This window comes from Treponema sp. HNW, assembly GCF_050320395.1.
GTDB lineage: Bacteria > Spirochaetota > Spirochaetia > Treponematales > Treponemataceae > Treponema_C.
Genome location: NZ_CP144459.1, coordinates 2,498,204 through 2,517,381, shown reverse-complemented (window position 1 = coordinate 2,517,381; position 19,178 = coordinate 2,498,204). Strand labels below are relative to the sequence as shown.

16 protein-coding genes are annotated in these 19,178 nt (G+C 42.6%); 12 read left to right on the top strand and 4 right to left on the bottom strand.

The features are described 5' to 3' along the window. The 6 genes from V1L52_RS11905 to V1L52_RS11880 all read left to right on the top strand — a co-directional run bounded on the left by V1L52_RS11905 (position 1) and on the right by V1L52_RS11880 (position 7,473). Positions 1 to 1,116, top strand: a complete 1,116-nt coding sequence (locus V1L52_RS11905; protein ID WP_428769957.1) for an ABC transporter ATP-binding protein — start codon at positions 1 to 3, stop codon at positions 1,114 to 1,116. A 13-nt stretch (positions 1,117 to 1,129) separates the two neighbouring features. Continuing rightward, the gene (locus V1L52_RS11900) at positions 1,130 to 2,302 is read left to right on the top strand and encodes an ABC transporter substrate-binding protein (protein WP_428769955.1); all 1,173 of its coding nucleotides are present in this window, start codon (positions 1,130 to 1,132) and stop codon (positions 2,300 to 2,302) included. Positions 2,303 to 2,327: 25 nt separating this feature from the next. After that, positions 2,328 to 3,512: an ABC transporter substrate-binding protein gene (locus tag V1L52_RS11895; protein WP_428769954.1), complete on the top strand. Its 1,185-nt coding sequence runs from the start codon at positions 2,328 to 2,330 to the stop codon at positions 3,510 to 3,512. Between the two features lie 26 nt (positions 3,513 to 3,538). Continuing rightward, on the top strand, positions 3,539 to 4,726 hold the full coding sequence (locus V1L52_RS11890) for an ABC transporter substrate-binding protein (RefSeq protein WP_428769952.1): 1,188 nt from the start codon (positions 3,539 to 3,541) through the stop codon (positions 4,724 to 4,726). Positions 4,727 to 4,752: 26 nt separating this feature from the next. Next, on the top strand, positions 4,753 to 5,937 hold the full coding sequence (locus V1L52_RS11885; protein ID WP_428769950.1) for an ABC transporter substrate-binding protein: 1,185 nt from the start codon (positions 4,753 to 4,755) through the stop codon (positions 5,935 to 5,937). Between the two features lie 87 nt (positions 5,938 to 6,024). Further along, positions 6,025 to 7,473, top strand: a complete 1,449-nt coding sequence (locus V1L52_RS11880) for a histidine-type phosphatase (RefSeq protein WP_428769948.1) — start codon at positions 6,025 to 6,027, stop codon at positions 7,471 to 7,473. Between the two features lie 27 nt (positions 7,474 to 7,500). Here V1L52_RS11880 and V1L52_RS11875 read toward each other — a convergent pair whose 3' ends face one another. Then, positions 7,501 to 8,271 (bottom strand): DeoR/GlpR family DNA-binding transcription regulator, encoded by a 771-nt coding sequence (locus tag V1L52_RS11875; RefSeq protein ID WP_428769946.1) that lies wholly within the window; start codon positions 8,269 to 8,271, stop codon positions 7,501 to 7,503. Positions 8,272 to 8,612: 341 nt separating this feature from the next. On the opposite strand from V1L52_RS11875, the gene V1L52_RS11870 reads away from it, so the two are divergent. The 6 genes from V1L52_RS11870 to V1L52_RS11845 all read left to right on the top strand — a co-directional run bounded on the left by V1L52_RS11870 (position 8,613) and on the right by V1L52_RS11845 (position 15,300). Then, positions 8,613 to 9,638, top strand: a complete 1,026-nt coding sequence (locus V1L52_RS11870) for a type II glyceraldehyde-3-phosphate dehydrogenase (RefSeq protein ID WP_428769944.1) — start codon at positions 8,613 to 8,615, stop codon at positions 9,636 to 9,638. Between the two features lie 71 nt (positions 9,639 to 9,709). Beyond that, complete coding sequence (locus V1L52_RS11865; protein WP_428769942.1) at positions 9,710 to 10,984, top strand: phosphoglycerate kinase; 1,275 nt, start codon at positions 9,710 to 9,712, stop codon at positions 10,982 to 10,984. Between the two features lie 15 nt (positions 10,985 to 10,999). Beyond that, positions 11,000 to 12,244, top strand: a complete 1,245-nt coding sequence (gene larA / locus V1L52_RS11860) for a nickel-dependent lactate racemase (protein WP_428769940.1) — start codon at positions 11,000 to 11,002, stop codon at positions 12,242 to 12,244. A 40-nt stretch (positions 12,245 to 12,284) separates the two neighbouring features. Next, the gene (locus V1L52_RS11855; RefSeq protein ID WP_428769938.1) at positions 12,285 to 13,460 is read left to right on the top strand and encodes an NAD(P)-dependent malic enzyme; all 1,176 of its coding nucleotides are present in this window, start codon (positions 12,285 to 12,287) and stop codon (positions 13,458 to 13,460) included. A gap of 12 nt (positions 13,461 to 13,472) precedes the next feature. Beyond that, on the top strand, positions 13,473 to 14,312 hold the full coding sequence (locus V1L52_RS11850; RefSeq protein WP_428769936.1) for a transketolase: 840 nt from the start codon (positions 13,473 to 13,475) through the stop codon (positions 14,310 to 14,312). 19 nt (positions 14,313 to 14,331) lie between these two features. Then, entirely contained in the window at positions 14,332 to 15,300 is a 969-nt protein-coding gene (locus tag V1L52_RS11845; protein WP_428769934.1) for a transketolase family protein, read from the top strand. 128 nt (positions 15,301 to 15,428) lie between these two features. On the opposite strand, the gene V1L52_RS11840 is transcribed toward V1L52_RS11845, so the two are convergent. From V1L52_RS11840 to V1L52_RS11830, 3 genes are read right to left on the bottom strand one after another with little or no spacing between them, the layout of a single operon-like run. Continuing rightward, complete coding sequence (locus V1L52_RS11840) at positions 15,429 to 17,483, bottom strand: hypothetical protein (RefSeq protein ID WP_428769932.1); 2,055 nt, start codon at positions 17,481 to 17,483, stop codon at positions 15,429 to 15,431. Positions 17,484 to 17,486: 3 nt separating this feature from the next. Further along, positions 17,487 to 18,293, bottom strand: a complete 807-nt coding sequence (locus V1L52_RS11835; protein ID WP_428769930.1) for a carbohydrate ABC transporter permease — start codon at positions 18,291 to 18,293, stop codon at positions 17,487 to 17,489. Next, positions 18,290 to 19,159, bottom strand: a complete 870-nt coding sequence (locus tag V1L52_RS11830; RefSeq protein ID WP_428769928.1) for a carbohydrate ABC transporter permease — start codon at positions 19,157 to 19,159, stop codon at positions 18,290 to 18,292. The genes V1L52_RS11835 and V1L52_RS11830 overlap by 4 nt, the downstream gene beginning before the upstream one ends. Between the last annotated feature and the right edge of the window lie 19 nt (positions 19,160 to 19,178).

Genomic DNA, 19,178 nt, shown 5'->3' with positions numbered 1-19,178 from the left:
ATGAGTAAGATAGAATTGAAAAAAATAAATAAATTTTACGGAAAAAATCATGTATTAAAGGACTTGGATCTTACGATAAATGACGGTGAATTTATGACGTTGATAGGGCCTTCCGGCTGCGGAAAAACCACAACGCTGCGGGTTGTTTCCGGTTTGGAAAAACCGCAAACCGGCCGGATTTTAATGGCGGGTGAAGAGATTGTTAATGCTGAAGAATATTATTTTGCCCCGCCGTCCAAACGCGGCCTTAATCTTGTTTTTCAAAGTTATGCCCTTTGGCCGCATATGACCGTATTTGATAACGTTGCCTTCGGTTTGACGGTAAAACGTATTCCGCGGGATGAAATTAAAAAAAAGGTTCAGAATGCACTTGAACGGATGAGGATAGAAGAATTTATAAAACGCTATCCGTCCGAGCTTTCAGGAGGACAGCAGCAACGGGTTGCGATTGCACGGGCAATTGTTTCGGAACCTGACTTGCTTCTTCTTGATGAGCCGCTTTCTAATCTCGATGCAAAATTACGCGTAGATATGCGTTCGGAGATAAAACGTTTGCACGAAGAGTTGGGAACAACGGTAATCTATGTAACCCATGATCAAGTCGAAGCTTTAACCATGTCCACACGTATTGCAATTTTTTTCGAAGGAGTTTTAGCACAGGTTGATTCACCGATGAATGTTTATAACAATCCGTTAAATTTACGTGTCGCCGATTTTATCGGTAATCCGCGTATTAATTTATTAAAAGCACGGGCTGAGCTTTATGACGGTAAAATTATTGCCGTATCCGATTTTGGAAAATTCATCTTTAGTCCTGCCGATTTTATTTCCGAACTTCCAACTACACCGTTTGATTGTCAACTCGGCATTCGTCCCGAACAAATTGCAATTTTACAGAATAGGGGGGAAGCCGGAATTCCTGCTGCGGTTTATACGAGTATGCCTGCCGGTTCTGAAACTTTAATACAGTTAAAAGCGGATAAATCCACTCTTCTTGCAAAAGAACTGGGTATCAGTAATTACCGCAGTAATGATACCGTTCATTTAAAAATTGATCCGGATCATATAAATGTTTTTGATGATGTAACGGGAAATATCATTAAGCTTTCAAAATAAGGAGGAAAGATTCATGAAAAGGAAAATTTTTATTGTATTGGTGGCGGCGATATTTATTGCAGGAACAATTTCTTGCACTAAAAAAGAAAAGCCCGAAAATCGAGAAACGACTGATTGGGCAAAAAAAGTTGCTCTCTATGAAGATGAAACGCCTGAACAATTGTATGAAAAGGCAAAAAAAGAGGGAACCGTTGTTATATATTCTATTTCATCACGTATGAAAAAAGTAAAAGACAGTTTTGAAAAGCAATATCCCGGTTTGACCCTTGAAGTTTATAACCTTTCGACAAACGAAGTCCTTGAAAAAATTTCCAGAGAATATGATTCGGGAGTACGAACTGCCGATGTAATTCACATTAAAGATCAGGATGGCTCTCTATATCTTGATTACGTACAAAAAGGAAAATTTCATACTTATAAGCCGGCTGATATTATTAAACATATCGATCCTAAATATTGCCAAAAGACAATGCCGTTTTATATGGAGTTGAATGAATGGTTCTATAATGACGAAGCCTATCCTGACGGTCCTCCGATCAGCAGCTGGTGGGACTTAACCAAGCCGGAATGGAAGGGAAGAATCCTTGTTACAAATCCCTTGGATAATCATTCTCACATGTGTATTTATGTCGGCCTTGTTTTGGATGCCGAAGCACTTGCCCAAGACTATAAGCGTGTTTTCGGCGAAGAAATTACACTTCATGGTACTGAGAATGCCGGCTATGAACTGCTTAAACGCTTAATGGAAAATGATCCCGTTTATATAAGTTCAAGTTCGGAAATGGTTGAAGCGGTAGGTACGCGCGGTCAAAAGAATCCTCCGATTGCCTATGCATCTTCTTCAAAAATGCGTGAGCGTAAAGAAAAGGGATATGCATTACAGGTTGTTTCGCAAATTACTCCGCACACGGGTTTGTCCGGTTTAAATACCTTGTATATTGTCAACGAAGCGCCTCATCCTGCAGGAGCAAAATTGTTGATACGCTGGCTTATGGGGGAGGCGGACGGCAAAGGTGCAGGCTTTAAACCCTTTAATACGATCGGCGGCTGGCCCCTCCGCGATGATGTGGAAGGAGTAGATCCCGTTCCGCTTTCGGAAATTAATATTCAGGATATAGATAAAACCGAAATCTATTATAAACTGCGGGACGTGAGCGATTACTGGTTGTCGATTCAACAAAAATAGAGGCGACCGATTTGGAGGAATAATCATGAATAAAAATATTTTTGTTTTTTCTCTTTGCTTGTTGCTTCTCTGGGGAATAACAGGCTGCGGAAAAGGAACGGAAAAGACGGTAGATGCCGGTCGGCCTGAAATTTCGGGCTGGGCAAAAGAAGTCGGTTTATATGAAGATGAAACTCCGGAACAATTATATGAAAAAGCAAAAAAAGAAGGAAATGTTGTTATTTATTCAATTTCAGCACGTATGAAAAAAGTAAAAGAAAGTTTTGAAAAGCAATATCCGGGTGTAACACTGGAAGTGTATACTCTGCGTACAAACGAGGTGCTTGAAAAGATTACCAGAGAGTATGATTCGGGAGTACGGACTGCTGATGTAATTCATATCAAAGATCAGGATCACTCGTTGTACCTTGATTATGTACAAAAAGGAAAGTTTCATAACTATAAACCGGCGGATATTATAAAACATATTGATCCTAAATATTGTCGATATGCAATGCCGTTTTATATGGAGCTAACTGAATGGTTTTATAATGATGAAGCTTATCCGGATGGACCTCCGATCAGCAGCTGGTGGGACTTAACAAAGCCGGAATGGAAAGGAAAGGTTTTGTTTACAAACCCGCTGGATAATCACTCCTATATGTGTGTGTATGCAGGGATTGTATTGGATGCCGATGCCTTTGCCGATGATTATAAACGTGTTTTTGGCGAAGATATTACGCTGCACGGTACGCAAAATGCAGGATATGAATTTCTTAAACGCTTAATGGAAAATGATCCTGTTTATAGCGGTTCAAGTTCAGAGATGGTTGAATCTGTCGGTACTCGTGGACAACAACGGCCTCCTGTTGCGTATGCAGCTTCTTCAAAAATGCGCGAACGAAAAGAAAAAGGCTATGCATTGCAAGTCGTTTCACAGATCACTCCGAATACCGGTTTGTCTGCGTTAAATACGCTTTATATCGTTAATGAAGCACCCCATCCTGCGGGAGCAAAACTCTTGATACGCTGGCTTATGGGTGAAACAGACGGCAAGGGGGCAGGTTTTAAACCGTTTAATACAATCGGCGGTTGGCCGTTGCGAGATGATATAACACCCGTTGATCCGATTCCGCTTTCCGAAGTTAATATACCTGATATTGATAGGACGGATATTTATTATAAACTGCAAGAAGTCAGTGATTTTTGGCTGTCGATTCAGCAAAAATAAAGGAGTATTTACAAGGAGGCATCATAATGAGTAAAAGAATTTTTGTTTTCTCTCTTTGTTTGTTGTTACTCTGTGGTCTAATAGGCTGCGGAAAGGGAATGAAAAAGACTTCGGAGGTCGGTCAACCTAAAATTTCGGGTTGGGCAAAAGAAGTCGGTTTGTATGAAGATGAAACTCCGGAACAGCTTTATGAAAAGGCAAAAAAAGAAGAGGGGAAGGTTGTAATTTATTCAGTTTCAAGCAGAATGAAAAAGGTAAAGGAAAGTTTTGAAAAACAATATCCCGGTATAGTTGTTGAAGCTTATGATATTTCGAATAATGAGTTATTGGAAAAAATCACTCGTGAATATGATGCGGGAATTCGTACTGCAGATGTGGTTCATATAAAAGATCAGGACGGTTCCTTATATATTGAATTTGTTCAAAACGGAATATTTCATAATTATCAACCGTCCGATATCACAAAACACATAGACCCTTTTTATTGTCAAAAAACAATGCCGTTTTATTTGGATCAAACAGCCTGGTATTATAATGATGAAACATATCCTAACGGACCTCCGATCAGCAGTTGGTGGGACTTAACTAAACCGGAGTGGAAAGGAAAGATATTAATGGCTAATCCGTTGGATAATTTAACTTATTTAGCGGTAATTACAGGTCTTGTTTTAGATTCGCAAGCTTTAGCGGACGATTATAAAAGGATTTTTCATGAAGAAATTACACTGCATGGAACAAAGAATGCCGGTTATGAATTGCTGAAACGTCTTGTCGAGAATGATATTATTTTTATGAGTTCCGGTTCGGAATTAGTGGAGGCTGTAGGAACACGCGGACAGACGAATCCTCCGCTTGCGTATGCATCCTCGGTAAAAATGCGAGAACGTAAATCAAAAAATTTTGCTATACAAACGGTTTCACAGATTACGCCGCATACCGGTATTCCCGGCTTAAACGCATTGTATGTTGTCAATGAAGCTCCTCATCCTGCCGGAGCAAAACTGTTAATACGCTGGCTTATGGGTGAAGCGGACGGTAAAGGCCCCGGTTTTAAACCGTTTAATACAATCGGCGGCTGGCCTGTTCGCGATGATGTGGAAGCAGTTGACCCGACTCCGCTTTCAGAAATTAATGTTCAGAAAATAGACAGGAGCGAGATTTATAATGCGATCAGGGAAGTCAGCGATTTTTGGCTGTCGATTCAGCAAAAATAAAAGGGGATTTACAAGGAGGCATTATAATGAATAAAAATATTTTTGTTTTCTCTTTTTGTTTGTTGTTTCTTTGTGGAGCGATAAGCTGCAGAAAAGGAACGGAAAAACTTCCGGATTCCGGCCAGCCTGAAATCTCAGGGTGGGCAAAAGAAGTCGGCTTGTATAAGAATGAAACTCCGGAACAGCTTTATGAAAAAGCAAAAAAAGAAGGTAAGGTTGTTATTTATTCAATTGCAGGGCGTATGCGGAATGTAAAAGACAGTTTTGAAAAGCAGTATCCGGGTGTAACACTGGAAGTGTATAACCTTCCGACAAATGAAGTTTTGGAAAAAATCTCCAGAGAGTATGACTCCGGAATACGGACCGCTGATGTAATTCACATCAAAGATCAAGATCACTCGTTGTACCTTGATTATGTACAAAAAGGAAAGTTACACAATTATAAACCGGCGGATATCATAAAACATATTGACCCTAAGTATTGCCGATACGCAATGCCGTTTTTTATGGAATTAACCGAGTGGTTTTATAATGATGAAGCTTATCCGGACGGACCTCCGATCAGCAGCTGGTGGGACTTAACCAAGCCGGAATGGAAGGGTCGAATCCTGCTTATCAACCCTCTGGATAATCACTCACATATGTGTATTTATGCAGGAATTGTATTGGATGCTGATGCTTTTGCCGATGATTATAAACGTGTTTTTGGCGAAGATATTACGCTGCACGGTACGCAAAATGCAGGATATGAATTTCTTAAAAGATTTATGGAAAATGATCCGGTTTTTATCAGTTCAAATGCAGAGTTGGCAGAAGCAGTCGGTATTCGTGGGCAGGAACATCCCCCTCTTGCTTTTGCCGCTTCTTCACGAATGCGTGATCGTAAAGACAAAGGTTATGCATTGCAAGTTGTTTCACAAATCACTCCCAATACCGGCTTGGCAGGGTTAAATACGCTCTATATAGTTAATGAAGCTCCCCATCCTGCGGGAGCAAAACTCTTGATACGCTGGCTCATGGGTGAAGCGGATGGACAAGGACCGGGTTTTTATCCCTTTAATACAATCGGAGGTTGGCCGTTGAGAGATGATGTAACACCTGTTGATCCGATTCCGCTTTCCGAAATAAATATACCTGATATTGATAGAACGGATATTTATTATAAACTGCGGGAAGTCAGCGATTTTTGGCTGTCGATTCAGCAAAAATAGGATAGAATACAAGTATTCGGGATTGCTGCCGAATGCTTGTATTTTTTTTGCTATTTCTTTTTTATAAGGATTTTTTTGGAGGATGATATGGGAAATGTTCAACGCTTAAAAATGAAGAAAAATGTATGTGTGGCTTTTTTAGTATTGTTATCTGTGTCACTTTTTGCTTTGAATAATTATGGCGGCATCGAGGCAAAAAAAGATTATCCTATGTATAATATGTACTTGGGATCTAAAATTCCGTATCCGGGACCGGGGAAGGCTGCTCTGACATCAATACCGGCAGGTTACAAAGTGAATTTTATTTATTGGGTGAATCGTCACGGCTCAAGAAATTTGTCGAGTTTTAAGTATGATAAAGCTTGGTCGGATATGCTTGTTTTTGCTGAATCGAAAGGGCAGCTGACAGAAAAAGGTAAAATTCTTTTAAAAGAAATTCAAAAGGTTATTACACATGAACAAAATCGTTATGGATTATTGACAAGTTTGGGTAAGGATGAACTTTACGGAATCGGTAATAGAACGGGCGTATTATATAAAGACTTATTCAGCAGCAATAGGCCGTTATTGGCTAAAGCCACCTACAAAGAAAGGACCTGGGAATCAAGAGAAAACTTCTTAAAAGGTTTGGAAAAAACCGGATACAAAGGAGAAATAACCCTTACCCATAGTAAAAAAAATACAGATCCGTATTTAAGGCCTTTTGATATGGCTGCAAAATATAAAAAATATAAAAAAGCGGGTAAATGGCATGAAAAAATTGATGCTTTCAGCAGAACAAATGATGCTGAAATTATAGCCAAAAAAGTTATTGCTCCATTTTTTAAACCCGAATTTCTGACTAAAATAGATAAGGGCGAATTTGAATTCAAGAGTGAAAAAGACGATACTGTTATTAAAGATATTGTTACTGCTGCTTATTCTTTATGGGAAATATACAGCGTGTTGCCGGCAATGAAGACTGACGGTCTTACAGATGTTGATATGAGTACATATTTTACGAAAGCGGACTTGCAATTTTTTGAAGACTATCAAAATGCACAATCTTTTTATTCAAAAGGCCCCGGCAGTGCAGGTAAAGATTCTATTGCTTTAAGTATTATGGCTCCATTGGCAAAGAATATGATTAACGAAGTCGATAAATATTTAAAAGGTGAGTCCTCGTATCTTGGAGTGTTCGACTTCTGTCATGCCGAAACGGTAGTTCCTCTTGTAGGATTTTTTGAAATAGGAAGATCGGCCGTTTCTTCTGAAGATATTTCAAAAGCCCTAAAGTATTGGGATGCGGGGTATTACGGTCCGATGGCAGCAAACGTGGAATGGATAATATATACTGCTGAAGATAAAGAACCTCTCGTAAAGATGCTGTTGAATGAAAGAGAAGTATCTTTTTCAGCATCCATTAAGCCCGTAAATACTTTTTATTACAGATGGTCGGATGTTAAAACTTATTACTCTGAAAAAGCAGCAAAACTCGGTTTCGGTCTTGATACAACTTTGGAAGAAAATATCGAAACTTTGAAAAGCACGTATTAAAATTTATGAGGTAATATAATTTCTTCCCTATACGGCTTTTGTATCTTCATATAAAAGCCGTATGTTGTTGCGCTCTATAACTTCCATGTAGCCTACCGAAGGCTTTTGATCGGTAATCACGGCGTATAAATCTTCAAAATGGAAAAACGAAATTGTAGACGAAGAATCAAACTTCGATTGATCCGCCATTAAAATGATTTTTTTTCCGCACTGCGTAACTTTGCGCTTTATTTCGGCTTCAAAGTAAGTTGTATTTGTAAGGCCGTGTTCAAGGGAAACTCCCGTTGCGGCAATAAATACCTTATTTATACTGATTTTCGATAAGGCTTCCACCGTGGAAATCCCCACATAGGAAGATGTCGATTGATTATACATACCGCCCAAGGCGATAACTTTTAAAGACGGGTATTTTGAAGCTTCGTACATTGCGGTTAAACTGTGTGTAACGACGATAACGTTGCTTTTCTTTGAGATTTCAGGTAAAATGTAGGGCGTTGTCGAGCCCGAATCCAAAAAGATGGAATCTCCGTCTTCCACAAAGCCGGATGCTAAACGTCCGATAAGCAGCTTTGCTTCTTTGTTTTTTGCCGCCCGTATCGACATGGGAAGGGGAGCCGATTCATGCAGTGAAGAAACACCGCCGTATACCTTTTTGATTTGACCGCGTGCAAGCAATTCATTTATATCTCTGCGAATGGTGTTAATCGAAACTTTAAAATAATCCGCCAAACCCTCCAGTGATACCGTGCCTTTGTCGAGAATGTAATTTTCAAGAGAATTCAATCGTTCCAAGCGCATAATCGTTCCGCCCTGTTCGGGCTATCCGAAAACTTCGGGTTTCGGACAGCTTCCTCGATTTTGAATGCGATGTTTAAAATTAAGTTCCCGCAATGTAAAGACTTAATTTTAAACTCGACGGGTTGAATAAAAAGTAACCGACTTTTATACAACCCTTTTATCATATCACTTGTGTCTTGACTTGTAAAGTGTTTGGAATGATAGATTGTTCTGTCCGTACTTTAATAAAAATATTGCAAAAATTTAACCATTATGTTATAATAAATTGATAAGAAATTATTCGAAGTGTGTTTTTGAATATGCTATAGTGATTTTAAATGATTTTACTCAAGGAGGATTGTATGGAAAAAATTAAAGTCGGAGTTGCCGGTTACGGTACTATCGGACAACGCTTGGCTGACGGTGTGCATTTACAGGAAGATATGGAATTGGTCGGTGTTGCCGATTTGGCGCCGATTTTATCAATCAGGGCTTTAAAAGAGCGCGGTATGCCCTATGACCTCTACCTTGTTGACGGAGCCGATAAAAGCCGTTTTGATGCACTCTCAATTCCCGTAAAAGGAAGTTTTAACGATTTACTCGGAAAGGTTGATATTATGCTCGATTCGGCGCCCGGCGGTGTCGGTATAAAAAACAAAGAGCTGTATGAAAAAGCGGGCGTCAAAGCCGTTTTTCAGGGCGGAGAAAAAAATTCGGTTGCCGATGTTTTTTTCCACGGTTATGCCAACTACAACCTCGGCGTAGGTGCCCGCTATTTAAAGCTTACCAGCTGTAACACGACCGGTCTTATCCGCGCCGTAGACTGTCTTGACCGTGCATACGGCATTGAAAAGGTTGCGATTACTATTATCCGCCGCGTTGCCGATCCGGGAGATTATCACCGCGGTTTGACAAACGCTTTGCAAATGGATAAGGCACCTTCCCATCAGGCTGTCGATTTGATGACGATTATGCCCCATATTAAGGCAACCGGTATTTTGGTGCATACGCCCGTTACACACGGTCATATCATTACGGTCGTTGCCTCCGGAAAGCAAAAGATTACGCGCGAGCAGGCACTTGAAGCATTTCGCAAACATCCGCGTATCCGTGTCGTTTCAATCGATGAAGGGTTTATGGGTAACTCCTCTTTCTTTAAGTATGCGCGCGATTTGGGCAATCCCCGCGGCGATATGTATGAAATCGGTTTATGGGAAGACAGTATAGTCGAAACCGGAAACGATATTATGTTTGCCATCAACATTCCGCAGGAAAGCGTTACGATTCCCGAAACGATGGATGCAATTCGTGCCGCATGCAAAATGCAGGAAAAGGGCGAAGACGGAACCGCGGCGACAAACAAATATTTGAAAATAAAAACCCGCTGAAAAAAGACAAACACTCAAAACGGAATTTTTAAATACGTTTTGGGTGTTACTTCTTAACTTAGGAGAAAAATATGCGTTTCGGTATACACACACTTGATGATTTTGAGTTAAAGGGTAAAACCGTTTTATGCCGCATGGATATGAACCAGCCGGTGGACAGAGAAAAAGGGACTTTAAAAAGCATTGCGCGTATAGAGGCCTGTGTTCCGACGTTGACCGAATTGTCCGAAAAGGGGGCGAAAACAGTTCTCCTTATTCATCAGGGAAGTGATATCGAATATAAAAACTTTTATACGACGGAACCGCATGCGAAGGTATTAAGCGATTTGCTTAAAAAGCCGGTTGACTTTATTCCCGACGTGTGCGGTCCTGCCGCTTTGGAAAAAATTAAAAATCTGAACTCCGGCGATATTTTGCTTTTGGACAATGTACGCTTTTTATCGGAAGAACAAACGCTGTTTGAATTAAAGCTTTGCTTAACACATGAACAGCAGGCGCAAACGCTTATCGTAAAAAAATTGGCACCTCTTGCCGATTTATATATTTGCGATGCCTTTGCCGCCGCCCACCGCGACCAGCCTTCGTTATGCGGTTTTGAACAGGTACTGCCCTCGGCTATGGGACGCTTGTTTGAAAAAGAATACTGTATTATTTCCGAATTGCTTGAAAGTTCGGAAAAGCCCTGTACCTTTGTATTGGGCGGGGCAAAAATAGCCGATGCTTTTTTAATGATGGAAAGCGTGCTTGAAAAAAAAGTTCCCGACCGCATATTGACAGGCGGTCTTGTCGCCAACATTATGCTTGCCGCCCGCGGAGATTTTATCGGCAAAGCGAGTATGGATTTTATCGAAAAATCGAATTATGCCGATTTTATTCCCAAGGCGGCCGAGTTATATAAAAAATATAAGGACTTTTTTGTGCTTCCCCTCGATGCCGCTTATACGGAAAACGGTGTGCGTAAAGAAGCCCTTTTAGGAAGGGTTCCCGAAACGGCCGCTTTAACCGATATCGGAACGCAAACCGCCGAATTGTATAAAAAAATCATTCTTGAATCGAAAACGGTATTTGTAAACGGTCCTATGGGAATTTTTGAAGAAAGCGCAACGGAGGCCGGAACCAAGGCAGTATGGGATGCTCTCGGAGCAACAAAGGCTTTTACCGTTGTCGGCGGCGGCGACAGTATTACGGCAACGACAAAATACGGAAAAACCGATGATATTTCATATATTTGTACCGGCGGAGGAGCTTTGATATGCTTTTTGACCGGCGAAGAACTTCCGGTTGTAAAAGCTTTGCGTACGGGTGCCGAAAAGTTTCCCCGTTCCGGCGGTTATGCGGGTACTTAATCGGAGACGGATTTTATGAAAATTGAATTAGGTTTCGGTAACGGACTTCAGACGCTGGAAGTGCCGGATGCCAATGTATCGGAAATTCTTGTTCCGAATGAAATCGATACGTCTTTAAGTGCCGAAGAAGCGGTGAGCCGGGCCTTGGAAAATCCTATAGGCTCTCCGCGTTTGCGCGATATGGTAAAACCCGGAGAAAAAATCGCAATCGTTACGAGCGACATTACACGTCCCATGCCGACCTATGCCGTTATGCCCTTTCTTTTTAAAGAATTGGAAGCGGCCGGTGTAAGCGATAAGGATGTAACCCTTGTGTTTGCTTTAGGCAGTCATCGTAAACATACCGATGAAGAAAAAATCAAGCTTGCGGGTGAGGAAACATTTAAACGCATTGCATGTATTGACGGCGACGTAAAAGACTGTATTCATTTGGGAACGACTGTTCGCGGTACGCCGGTAGATATTGTTCGCACCGTTGCCGAAGCGGATAAACGTATTTGCCTGGGAAATATCGAATATCACTATTTTGCCGGTTATTCCGGCGGCGCAAAAGCTATTATGCCCGGCGTTTCTACACGGGATGCAATTCAATCGAATCACCGCATGATGATAGAAAAAGAAGCCTGTGCCGGCAATTTGGATACGAATCCCCTTCGTCAGGATATAGAAGAAGCGGCGCGTATATGCGGCGTCGATTTTATACTCAATGTTGTACTCGACGAACATAAAAAAATAATATATGCTGTAGCCGGCGATTTGGTAAAAAGCCACCGCGAAGGCTGCCGCTTTTTGGATACCTTATACGGAAAGCGCATAAAACAAAAAGCCGATATCGTGGTTGTTTCTCAAGGAGGGGCGCCGAAGGATCTGAATCTCTATCAAACTCAAAAAGCCTTGGACAATGCCAAGCATGCGGTAAAAGACGGCGGTATTATTATTCTTGTCGGTTCCTGCAAAGAAGGTTTGGGTGAAAAGGTTTTTGAAGAGTGGATGACAAGTGCCGAAAAACCGGAGGATCTTGTACTGCGTATAAAGCGGGAATTCAAGCTCGGCGGACATAAGGCTGCGGCGATTGCTCTTGTACTTGAATATGCCGATATTTATTTGGTTTCCGATATGGAAGAGGATTTTGTAAAAAAACTGTTTTTTATGCCTTTTAAAACGGTTCAAACGGCTTTTAATGCCGCTTTTGAAAAAAAAGGTGCAAATGCCTCCGTATTGGTTATGCCTTACGGCGGTTCAACTTTACCGAAATTATAAGCGCCGGAGCGCTATTAATCTTTATTATTAGGAGAACACTATGGATTACGCACAGGAATCATTACGCCGCCACGGGGAATGGAAGGGCAAGATTGAAGTTACGGTAAAAGTTCCGGTAGGAACAAAAGAGGATTTATCCTTGGCCTATACGCCGGGAGTTGCCCAGCCTTGTTTGGAAATTCAAAAAGACGTAAACAAAAGCTATGAGTTAACCCGCCGCCACAATCTTTGTCTTGTAGTAACCGACGGTACGGCCGTTTTGGGCTTGGGCGATATAGGCCCTGAAGCCGGAATGCCCGTTATGGAAGGAAAATGCGTTTTGTTTAAAGCATTCGGCGGAGTGGACGCCTTTCCTCTGTGTATAAAAAGCAAGGATGTGGACGAAATCGTCAATACGATTCGCCTGATTTCCGGCAGTTTCGGCGGCGTAAACCTTGAAGATATTGCGGCTCCGCGCTGCTTTGAAATCGAACGCAAACTGAAAGAAACATGCGATATCCCCATTTTTCACGACGACCAGCACGGAACGGCCGTTGTAACTCTTGCAGGTCTTTTAAATGCCGTTAAAATTGTCGGCAAAAAGAAAGAAGAGGTGCGTGTTGTTGTAAACGGAGCGGGAGCGGCCGCCGTATCGATAACAAAACTTTTGTTATCCTGCGGCTTTAAAAACGTTATCCTGTGCGACCGCAAAGGTGCCATTTACGAAGGACGTACCGACGGCATGAACTGGATAAAAGAAGAAATGGCCAAAATTACGAACAAAGAAAAAAAACACGGCAGCCTTGCCGATGTTCTTGCCGGTGCCGATGTGTTTATCGGAGTCAGCGCCCCGGGAACCGTAACGCCTGAGATGGTAAAAACCATGAATAAGGATCCGATTGTATTTGCCTGTGCAAACCCCACCCCCGAAATCTTCCCCGATGAAGCGAAAAAAGGCGGTGCGGCCGTTGTTGCAACCGGAAGAAGCGATTTCCCGAATCAAATCAACAACGTTCTTGCTTTTCCCGGCATATTCCGCGGAACCTTCGACGTTCGTGCAAGCGATATAAACGACGAAATGAAAATCGCCGCCGCCTATGCTCTTGCGGATCTTATTTCCGACAATGATTTGAATCCCGAATACATTATTCCGGCCGCCTTTGACGAACGGGTTGCCGATGCGGTCGCCGCTGCCGTGCGCGAAGCCGCCAAAAAAAGCGGAGTGGCGCGTATATAACGGAGGTCCTGTTTGCTTGAAAAAAAAGAGATAGAGCGCATAAAAAAATTCGCTTTACAAATTCGTATCGGTGCCATAGAGCAGTTTAAAGCGCGCGGCTTCGGACATGTCGGCGGTTCGTTAAGTATCGCCGATGTGCTGGCGGTTTTATACGGTTCGGTTATGAATGTAGACCCTGCCGACCCCGCAAAACCCGACCGCGACAAGCTGATTTGCTCAAAAGGTCATGCGGGCCCTGCCGTATACGCAGCGCTTGCTTTAAAGGGATTTTTTCCCTATGAAGAGTTGAAAACGCTTAATCAGCCGGATACAAATCTGCCCAGCCACTGCGACCGGCTTAAAACGCGCGGTATCGATATGACTACCGGTTCTTTAGGACAGGGAACGTCCTTAGCGGCAGGAATGGCACTCGGCGATATGCTTAAAGGACGTAAGAATAACCTGTTTTTAATCGTCGGCGACGGTGAAATCAACGAAGGGCAGGTATGGGAAGCCGCTATGTTTTGTGCTGCAAAAAAACTGACCAATCTTGTGTGGATGATTGATGACAATAAAAAACAGCTTGACGGATATACTGCGGATATACTTCCCGGTCCGCCCTTAACCGGAAAATTCGAAGCATTCGGCTTTGAGGCGCTTTCCGTTGACGGCCATGATATAGAAGCCCTGTATGCGGCACTGACAAAAAAGCGCCGCGGAAAGCCCTTGGCTCTTATTTTGGATACGGTTAAAGGCAAAGGCGTCAAGGAAGCCGAAGAAGCTATGGCTAATCACAGTATGGCTATGAGCACGGAAGTGTATGACAGCTGGCTTACGCAATTGCACAGTGAATTGGCCGCGTTTGCCGATTAACGATTTTACGGAGCTGTATATGAATATTGTATATAACGGAGAAAAAGACAGGGCTTTTAAAGATGTGTTAAGTCAATTAATTCCGCATCTGGCGGCACAGGATACGGATGTTATCTATTTGGATGCGGATTTAATGAATACAATCGGAACCGCCAAATGGGCAAAAGAACATCCGGAACGGGCGGTGAACTGCGGTATTGCCGAAGCCAATATGGCCGGAGTTGCATCCGGTTTATCCGCGGCCGGATTTAAGCCGATTATGCATACCTTCGGCCCCTTTGCGTCGCGCCGCTGTTTCGACCAAATATTTTTATCCGGAGGATATGCCGGTAATTCGGTAACGGTTATCGGTACGGATCCGGGCGTATGTGCAACCTTTAACGGGGGTACCCATATGCCCTTTGAGGACGTTGCTTTGTACCGCGCTATTCCGAACAGCATGGTTTTCGATATTACGGATACGGCTATGCTTGAAAGCGTTCTTGAGCAGTGCAAGGATATTCACGGTATAAAATATCTGCGTGTAGGAAGAAAAACTTCACCGAAGGTATACGCCGATTCTCAAAAGTTTGAACTGGGAAAGGGAATCGTATTGCGCGACGGAAAAGATATTACCCTTGTTGCCTGCGGTATTATGACGGCAAAAGCGCTTGAAGCTGCCGAAGTGTTGGCAAAGGAAGGCATATCCGCTGCCGTTATCGATATGTTTACGATAAAGCCCCTCGATGAAGATTTATTGGTTTCGTATGCCAAAAAAACGGGAGCTGTGGTAACCGCGGAAAACCATAATAAAATCGGCGGCTTATACAGTGCCTGTACCGATGCCATGGCAAAACACAGGCCTTTCCCGATTGAGTACGTTGCCGTTGAAGATACATTCGGCGAGGTAGGCCCGCAGGATTATCTTGAAGAACGCTTCGGTCTTACCGTTTCACATATCGTCGAAAAGGCACGTACTGCCGTTAAACGAAAAAACCGAGAATATTGAGCATGTTTGAATAGGTTTGCTTCAAAAGCGGTTGCTTTTGGGCAGTCCGATCTGAAATGATGAGAACTGCGGGCTGTGCCGAAAAAGAGAACTTTTAGGCTGCCCTGCAGTTTTTTTATATCAATTCTTTATACCAATTTTTCGGGGAATTCCGATTTTATGCTTAGATATGCTCCCAGTGTTAAAACCGGTACCCATGCAATACATACGTCGAAAAATCCTTTTTGCCTGTCGCTGCGGTCAAAGTAATCCCATACGGTATGATTTATCTGCTCGGGCTGCCAGCCTTCGAGGGCGGAACTTTTGCCCAGGCACATTTTTTCGCATGCGATAAGCTGACGGCAGGCATTCATCATGAGGCGCGCGCTTTTATCGTAAAAATCACCGTCTTTTTCATCCAAAACCCGGGATAAACGGAAAAAATCGCGTGCGATATACATACCGTAAAAATCGAGGTGATGGTGTGCGGTTGAAACCGATGTCATGCCGGCCGTCAAAAATCGCACCTTGCCCAGAGGACTTGCCGGAGGAAAACGGACGTTATAAAACCATGTCCATGTTAATATAAAATTGGCTGCTTTGCGTGCGCTTTGTATGTACGCCTTGTCTCCCGTATATGTGTAGAGGTCGAGACTTATACGCAGCAAAATAACGGCAGACTCTTTGTCGCATGCATCGGCATCGAGGGTGTCGCCGTAAAAATCGGCTTTGTCGATTAAACGTGTATAGTATACGGCCGCCTTTTTAAGCGCCTCGCTGCATTTCCCCGCTTCTTCATCGGTACAGTAGGGTAAAAGCATTATAAGTAAAGATACGATATATGCACCGTTTGTTCCGTCTTTATTGACAACCCTTCCTTCTGCAGACCACCAGCGGCCGAAACTGCCGTTTTTTAATTGATGTTTTACATAAAAAAAAGCGACTCTTTTGGCAAGTGCTATAAAGTCATCACGTTTAATACCCTGTTTTAAAAGGCTTTCATATAAACGGATATACGAAGTCATAGCCTCTCCGTTGCACCGGGCGTTTACGGAGCGGCCGTAGGTTTTATCTTCGGCAATTCCCAAATAACCGCCCCATTCACCCGTTTTTAAATTATGATTATCTTTGAATATGCCCGAAAAGGGCGGATTCTCGGCTTGCAAAAAAAAGTTCCCTATTTTTTCCGCCAATGCGGGGTCTCCCGTTTCGGAAAAAACAAAGGCGGCTTCAATACTTTTTATTAAAAAAGAAGCCCCCGTAAATTCATATACATCCTGAATCGCCCCGTTTTCTTTTCCCATTTTTATATATGCAAGAGAGGCGGATTCGTGCGGGGTTTCAGTTAAAAAAAGAAGGTGCCTTTTTTTTAATGTAAACCAGTTATCCCAATCAAAAAGATGTTGTACGTTTTCCGTAATATCTTTTTTATGTGTATGGGCGGTATGCGTTTCAATAAAATCGCGGTATATATCGAAGACGGCATTATAATCAATCCCTTGAGCGGAACTTTGCTCCGTTTTATATGCTCCGATATACAGGTATCTGCTGCGCTTTATGACATAGGGCTTAGTTTCGGAACATTCAGGAATCCGTACATAGGATTTTTTACGGGCCGGAGAAACCGTCCGCGTTTTTCCCTGATATGAAAAGGGCGTTTCATTTCCCGGATAGTAAAAAGCGCATACGGCCTTTTTCCCCTTTGTGAAGCTGCTTACGGAGGCCCCCTTATCGAATGCCTTTGAAGGATTGTCAAGGCAGCTTATAATCACTCTTTTTGTGTCCGCAAGAACCGTACAGCCGGGAAGGGGAGTTCTGTCTTCATATAAAGTGAATTTTTGTTCAATGCCTCCCTTGTAAAAGCAGCCCGTACCTTTTTCATTTTTTTTAAAAAGTACCGAGGGAATAAAAAGTTCGGCTTTTTCGGCGGGAAGGGATATGACGCTCGATATATTTTTTTCTCCGCCCGAGGTAAAAGTCCATGTATGCTCTATCTTAAAATAGTCGGGCGAAAGAGGTTTTACGGCGGTTGTCTGTATGCAGCCGCAAAACACGGAGCCGGCTATGCCGCCTTCAATCCGTGTTTCCGAAACCCGGATTGAATCTCCCGGAGCGGCGAGCCTGTTTTTAATTTCAAATATCTTTTTTTGTCCCCGGTAGACCTGCAGAGTGCCCGATGCGGAGCTTTTTACCTTGATGTCCATGGGCTATCCCTTTATACCCGTTGTAATAAGGCCCGCTATTATCTGTTTGCGGAAAATTGCGTAAAAAATAAACTGGGGAACCGAAGCGATAAAGGCGCCGGCCATAATTAAAGCGTATTCGGTGCCGTGCGTTCCCTGAAAATTTGCGATACCGACGGTTACAGGATATTTTACCGTATCGCTTATGACAATCAAGGGCCATAAAAAATCGTTCCATGCGTTTATAAAAGATATAATAAGGGTTGTTACGATTGCGGATTTCCCCAGCGGCACCATAATCGATGTAAAAACGGTAAAGCGGTTTGCCCCGTCTATAAAGGCCGCTTCCTCAAGGGCTGCAGGAACTCCTTCATAAAATTGCTTTATAATAAAGATTCCTACCGGAAATACCAGGCGCGGAAGTACAACAGCGGAAAGCGTATTCAAAAGGCCGTAGCTGTTAAACTGCAAATACAGCGGAATAATCAATACTTGAAAAGGAATCATCATGCTTGCCATAATAAACCAAAACAAAATATTGCGGCCTTTAAAGTGAATGCGCGCCAAAGCATAGGCAATCGGCAAGTCAAGTATAACCGTACCGGCCATAGTGAAAAAAGAAATTAAAAAAGAGTTTTTAAGCCATGCAAAAATTTCGGTTGCGGAAAAAGCCTTTATATAATTTGCAAGCGTAAAACTTCCGTGCAGTAAGGATTCGCCGCTTATAATTTGATTTTCCTGTTTTAAAGACGTCAGTACAAGCCAAAAAAGCGGAAAAAACCATGCAAGTAAAACCGCCGCCATAAAAAAATTCAATATGCTTTTTTTCATATATCTTCCTTTGATAACAGCTTGTACTGTATTATCGAGATAATCATAATAATAAGAAATAAAATATAGGCCATAGCGGATGAATAACCCATTTTAAAGTAGTTAAACCCGGTTTCGTAAATATACTGTACCAATACGCGGGTGGAACCGTAGGGGCCGCCGCCGGTCATAACGTATACCTGACCGAAAATATTAAAAGATGCGATTACCTGCAACACCAAACACAAAACGGTTGTCGGACGTATAAGCGGTATTGTGATTTTAAAAACCGTTTGTGCGTACGAGGCTCCGTCTATGCGTGCGGCCTCATAAATATCCGATGAAATTTGTTTAATGCCGGCAGAAAAAAGGACCATATTAAAACCTGCCGTCCACCACAGGGTCGCTATAACGATTGACCACATTGCCGTATCCGACGATGTAAGCCAATTGACAGGAGTACCGCCTAAATAAACGATAATTCTGTTAAATAAGCCGTAACTGCGCTGAAAAAGCCATGCCCACAAGGTGGCAATAACGGTTATTGAAAGAATATAGGGCAAAAAGAATACGTTTTCCGCGGTACCGTTAAGCACCGAACGCGAGGTTACAAACAAAGCCATTAAAAAGCCGATGATAAGCAAAAGCGGAGTCGAGACAAGGACAAAAAACAGGGTATGCCATAAAGACGTGTAAAAGGTTTTGTCCGAAAACATCCGTATATAGTTACCTAATCCGATCCATTGACGGCTGGACAAAATATCCCAGCGAAAAAAACTGATAAAAAAACCGAATATGATCGGAAATACAAGAAAAATAATAAAGGCCGCCGTAAAGGGCAGGCAAAAAAGCACTCCGTCTCTGGTATCCGAATTCCCGGGTATCACTGTTGTTCTCCAAAAAAGG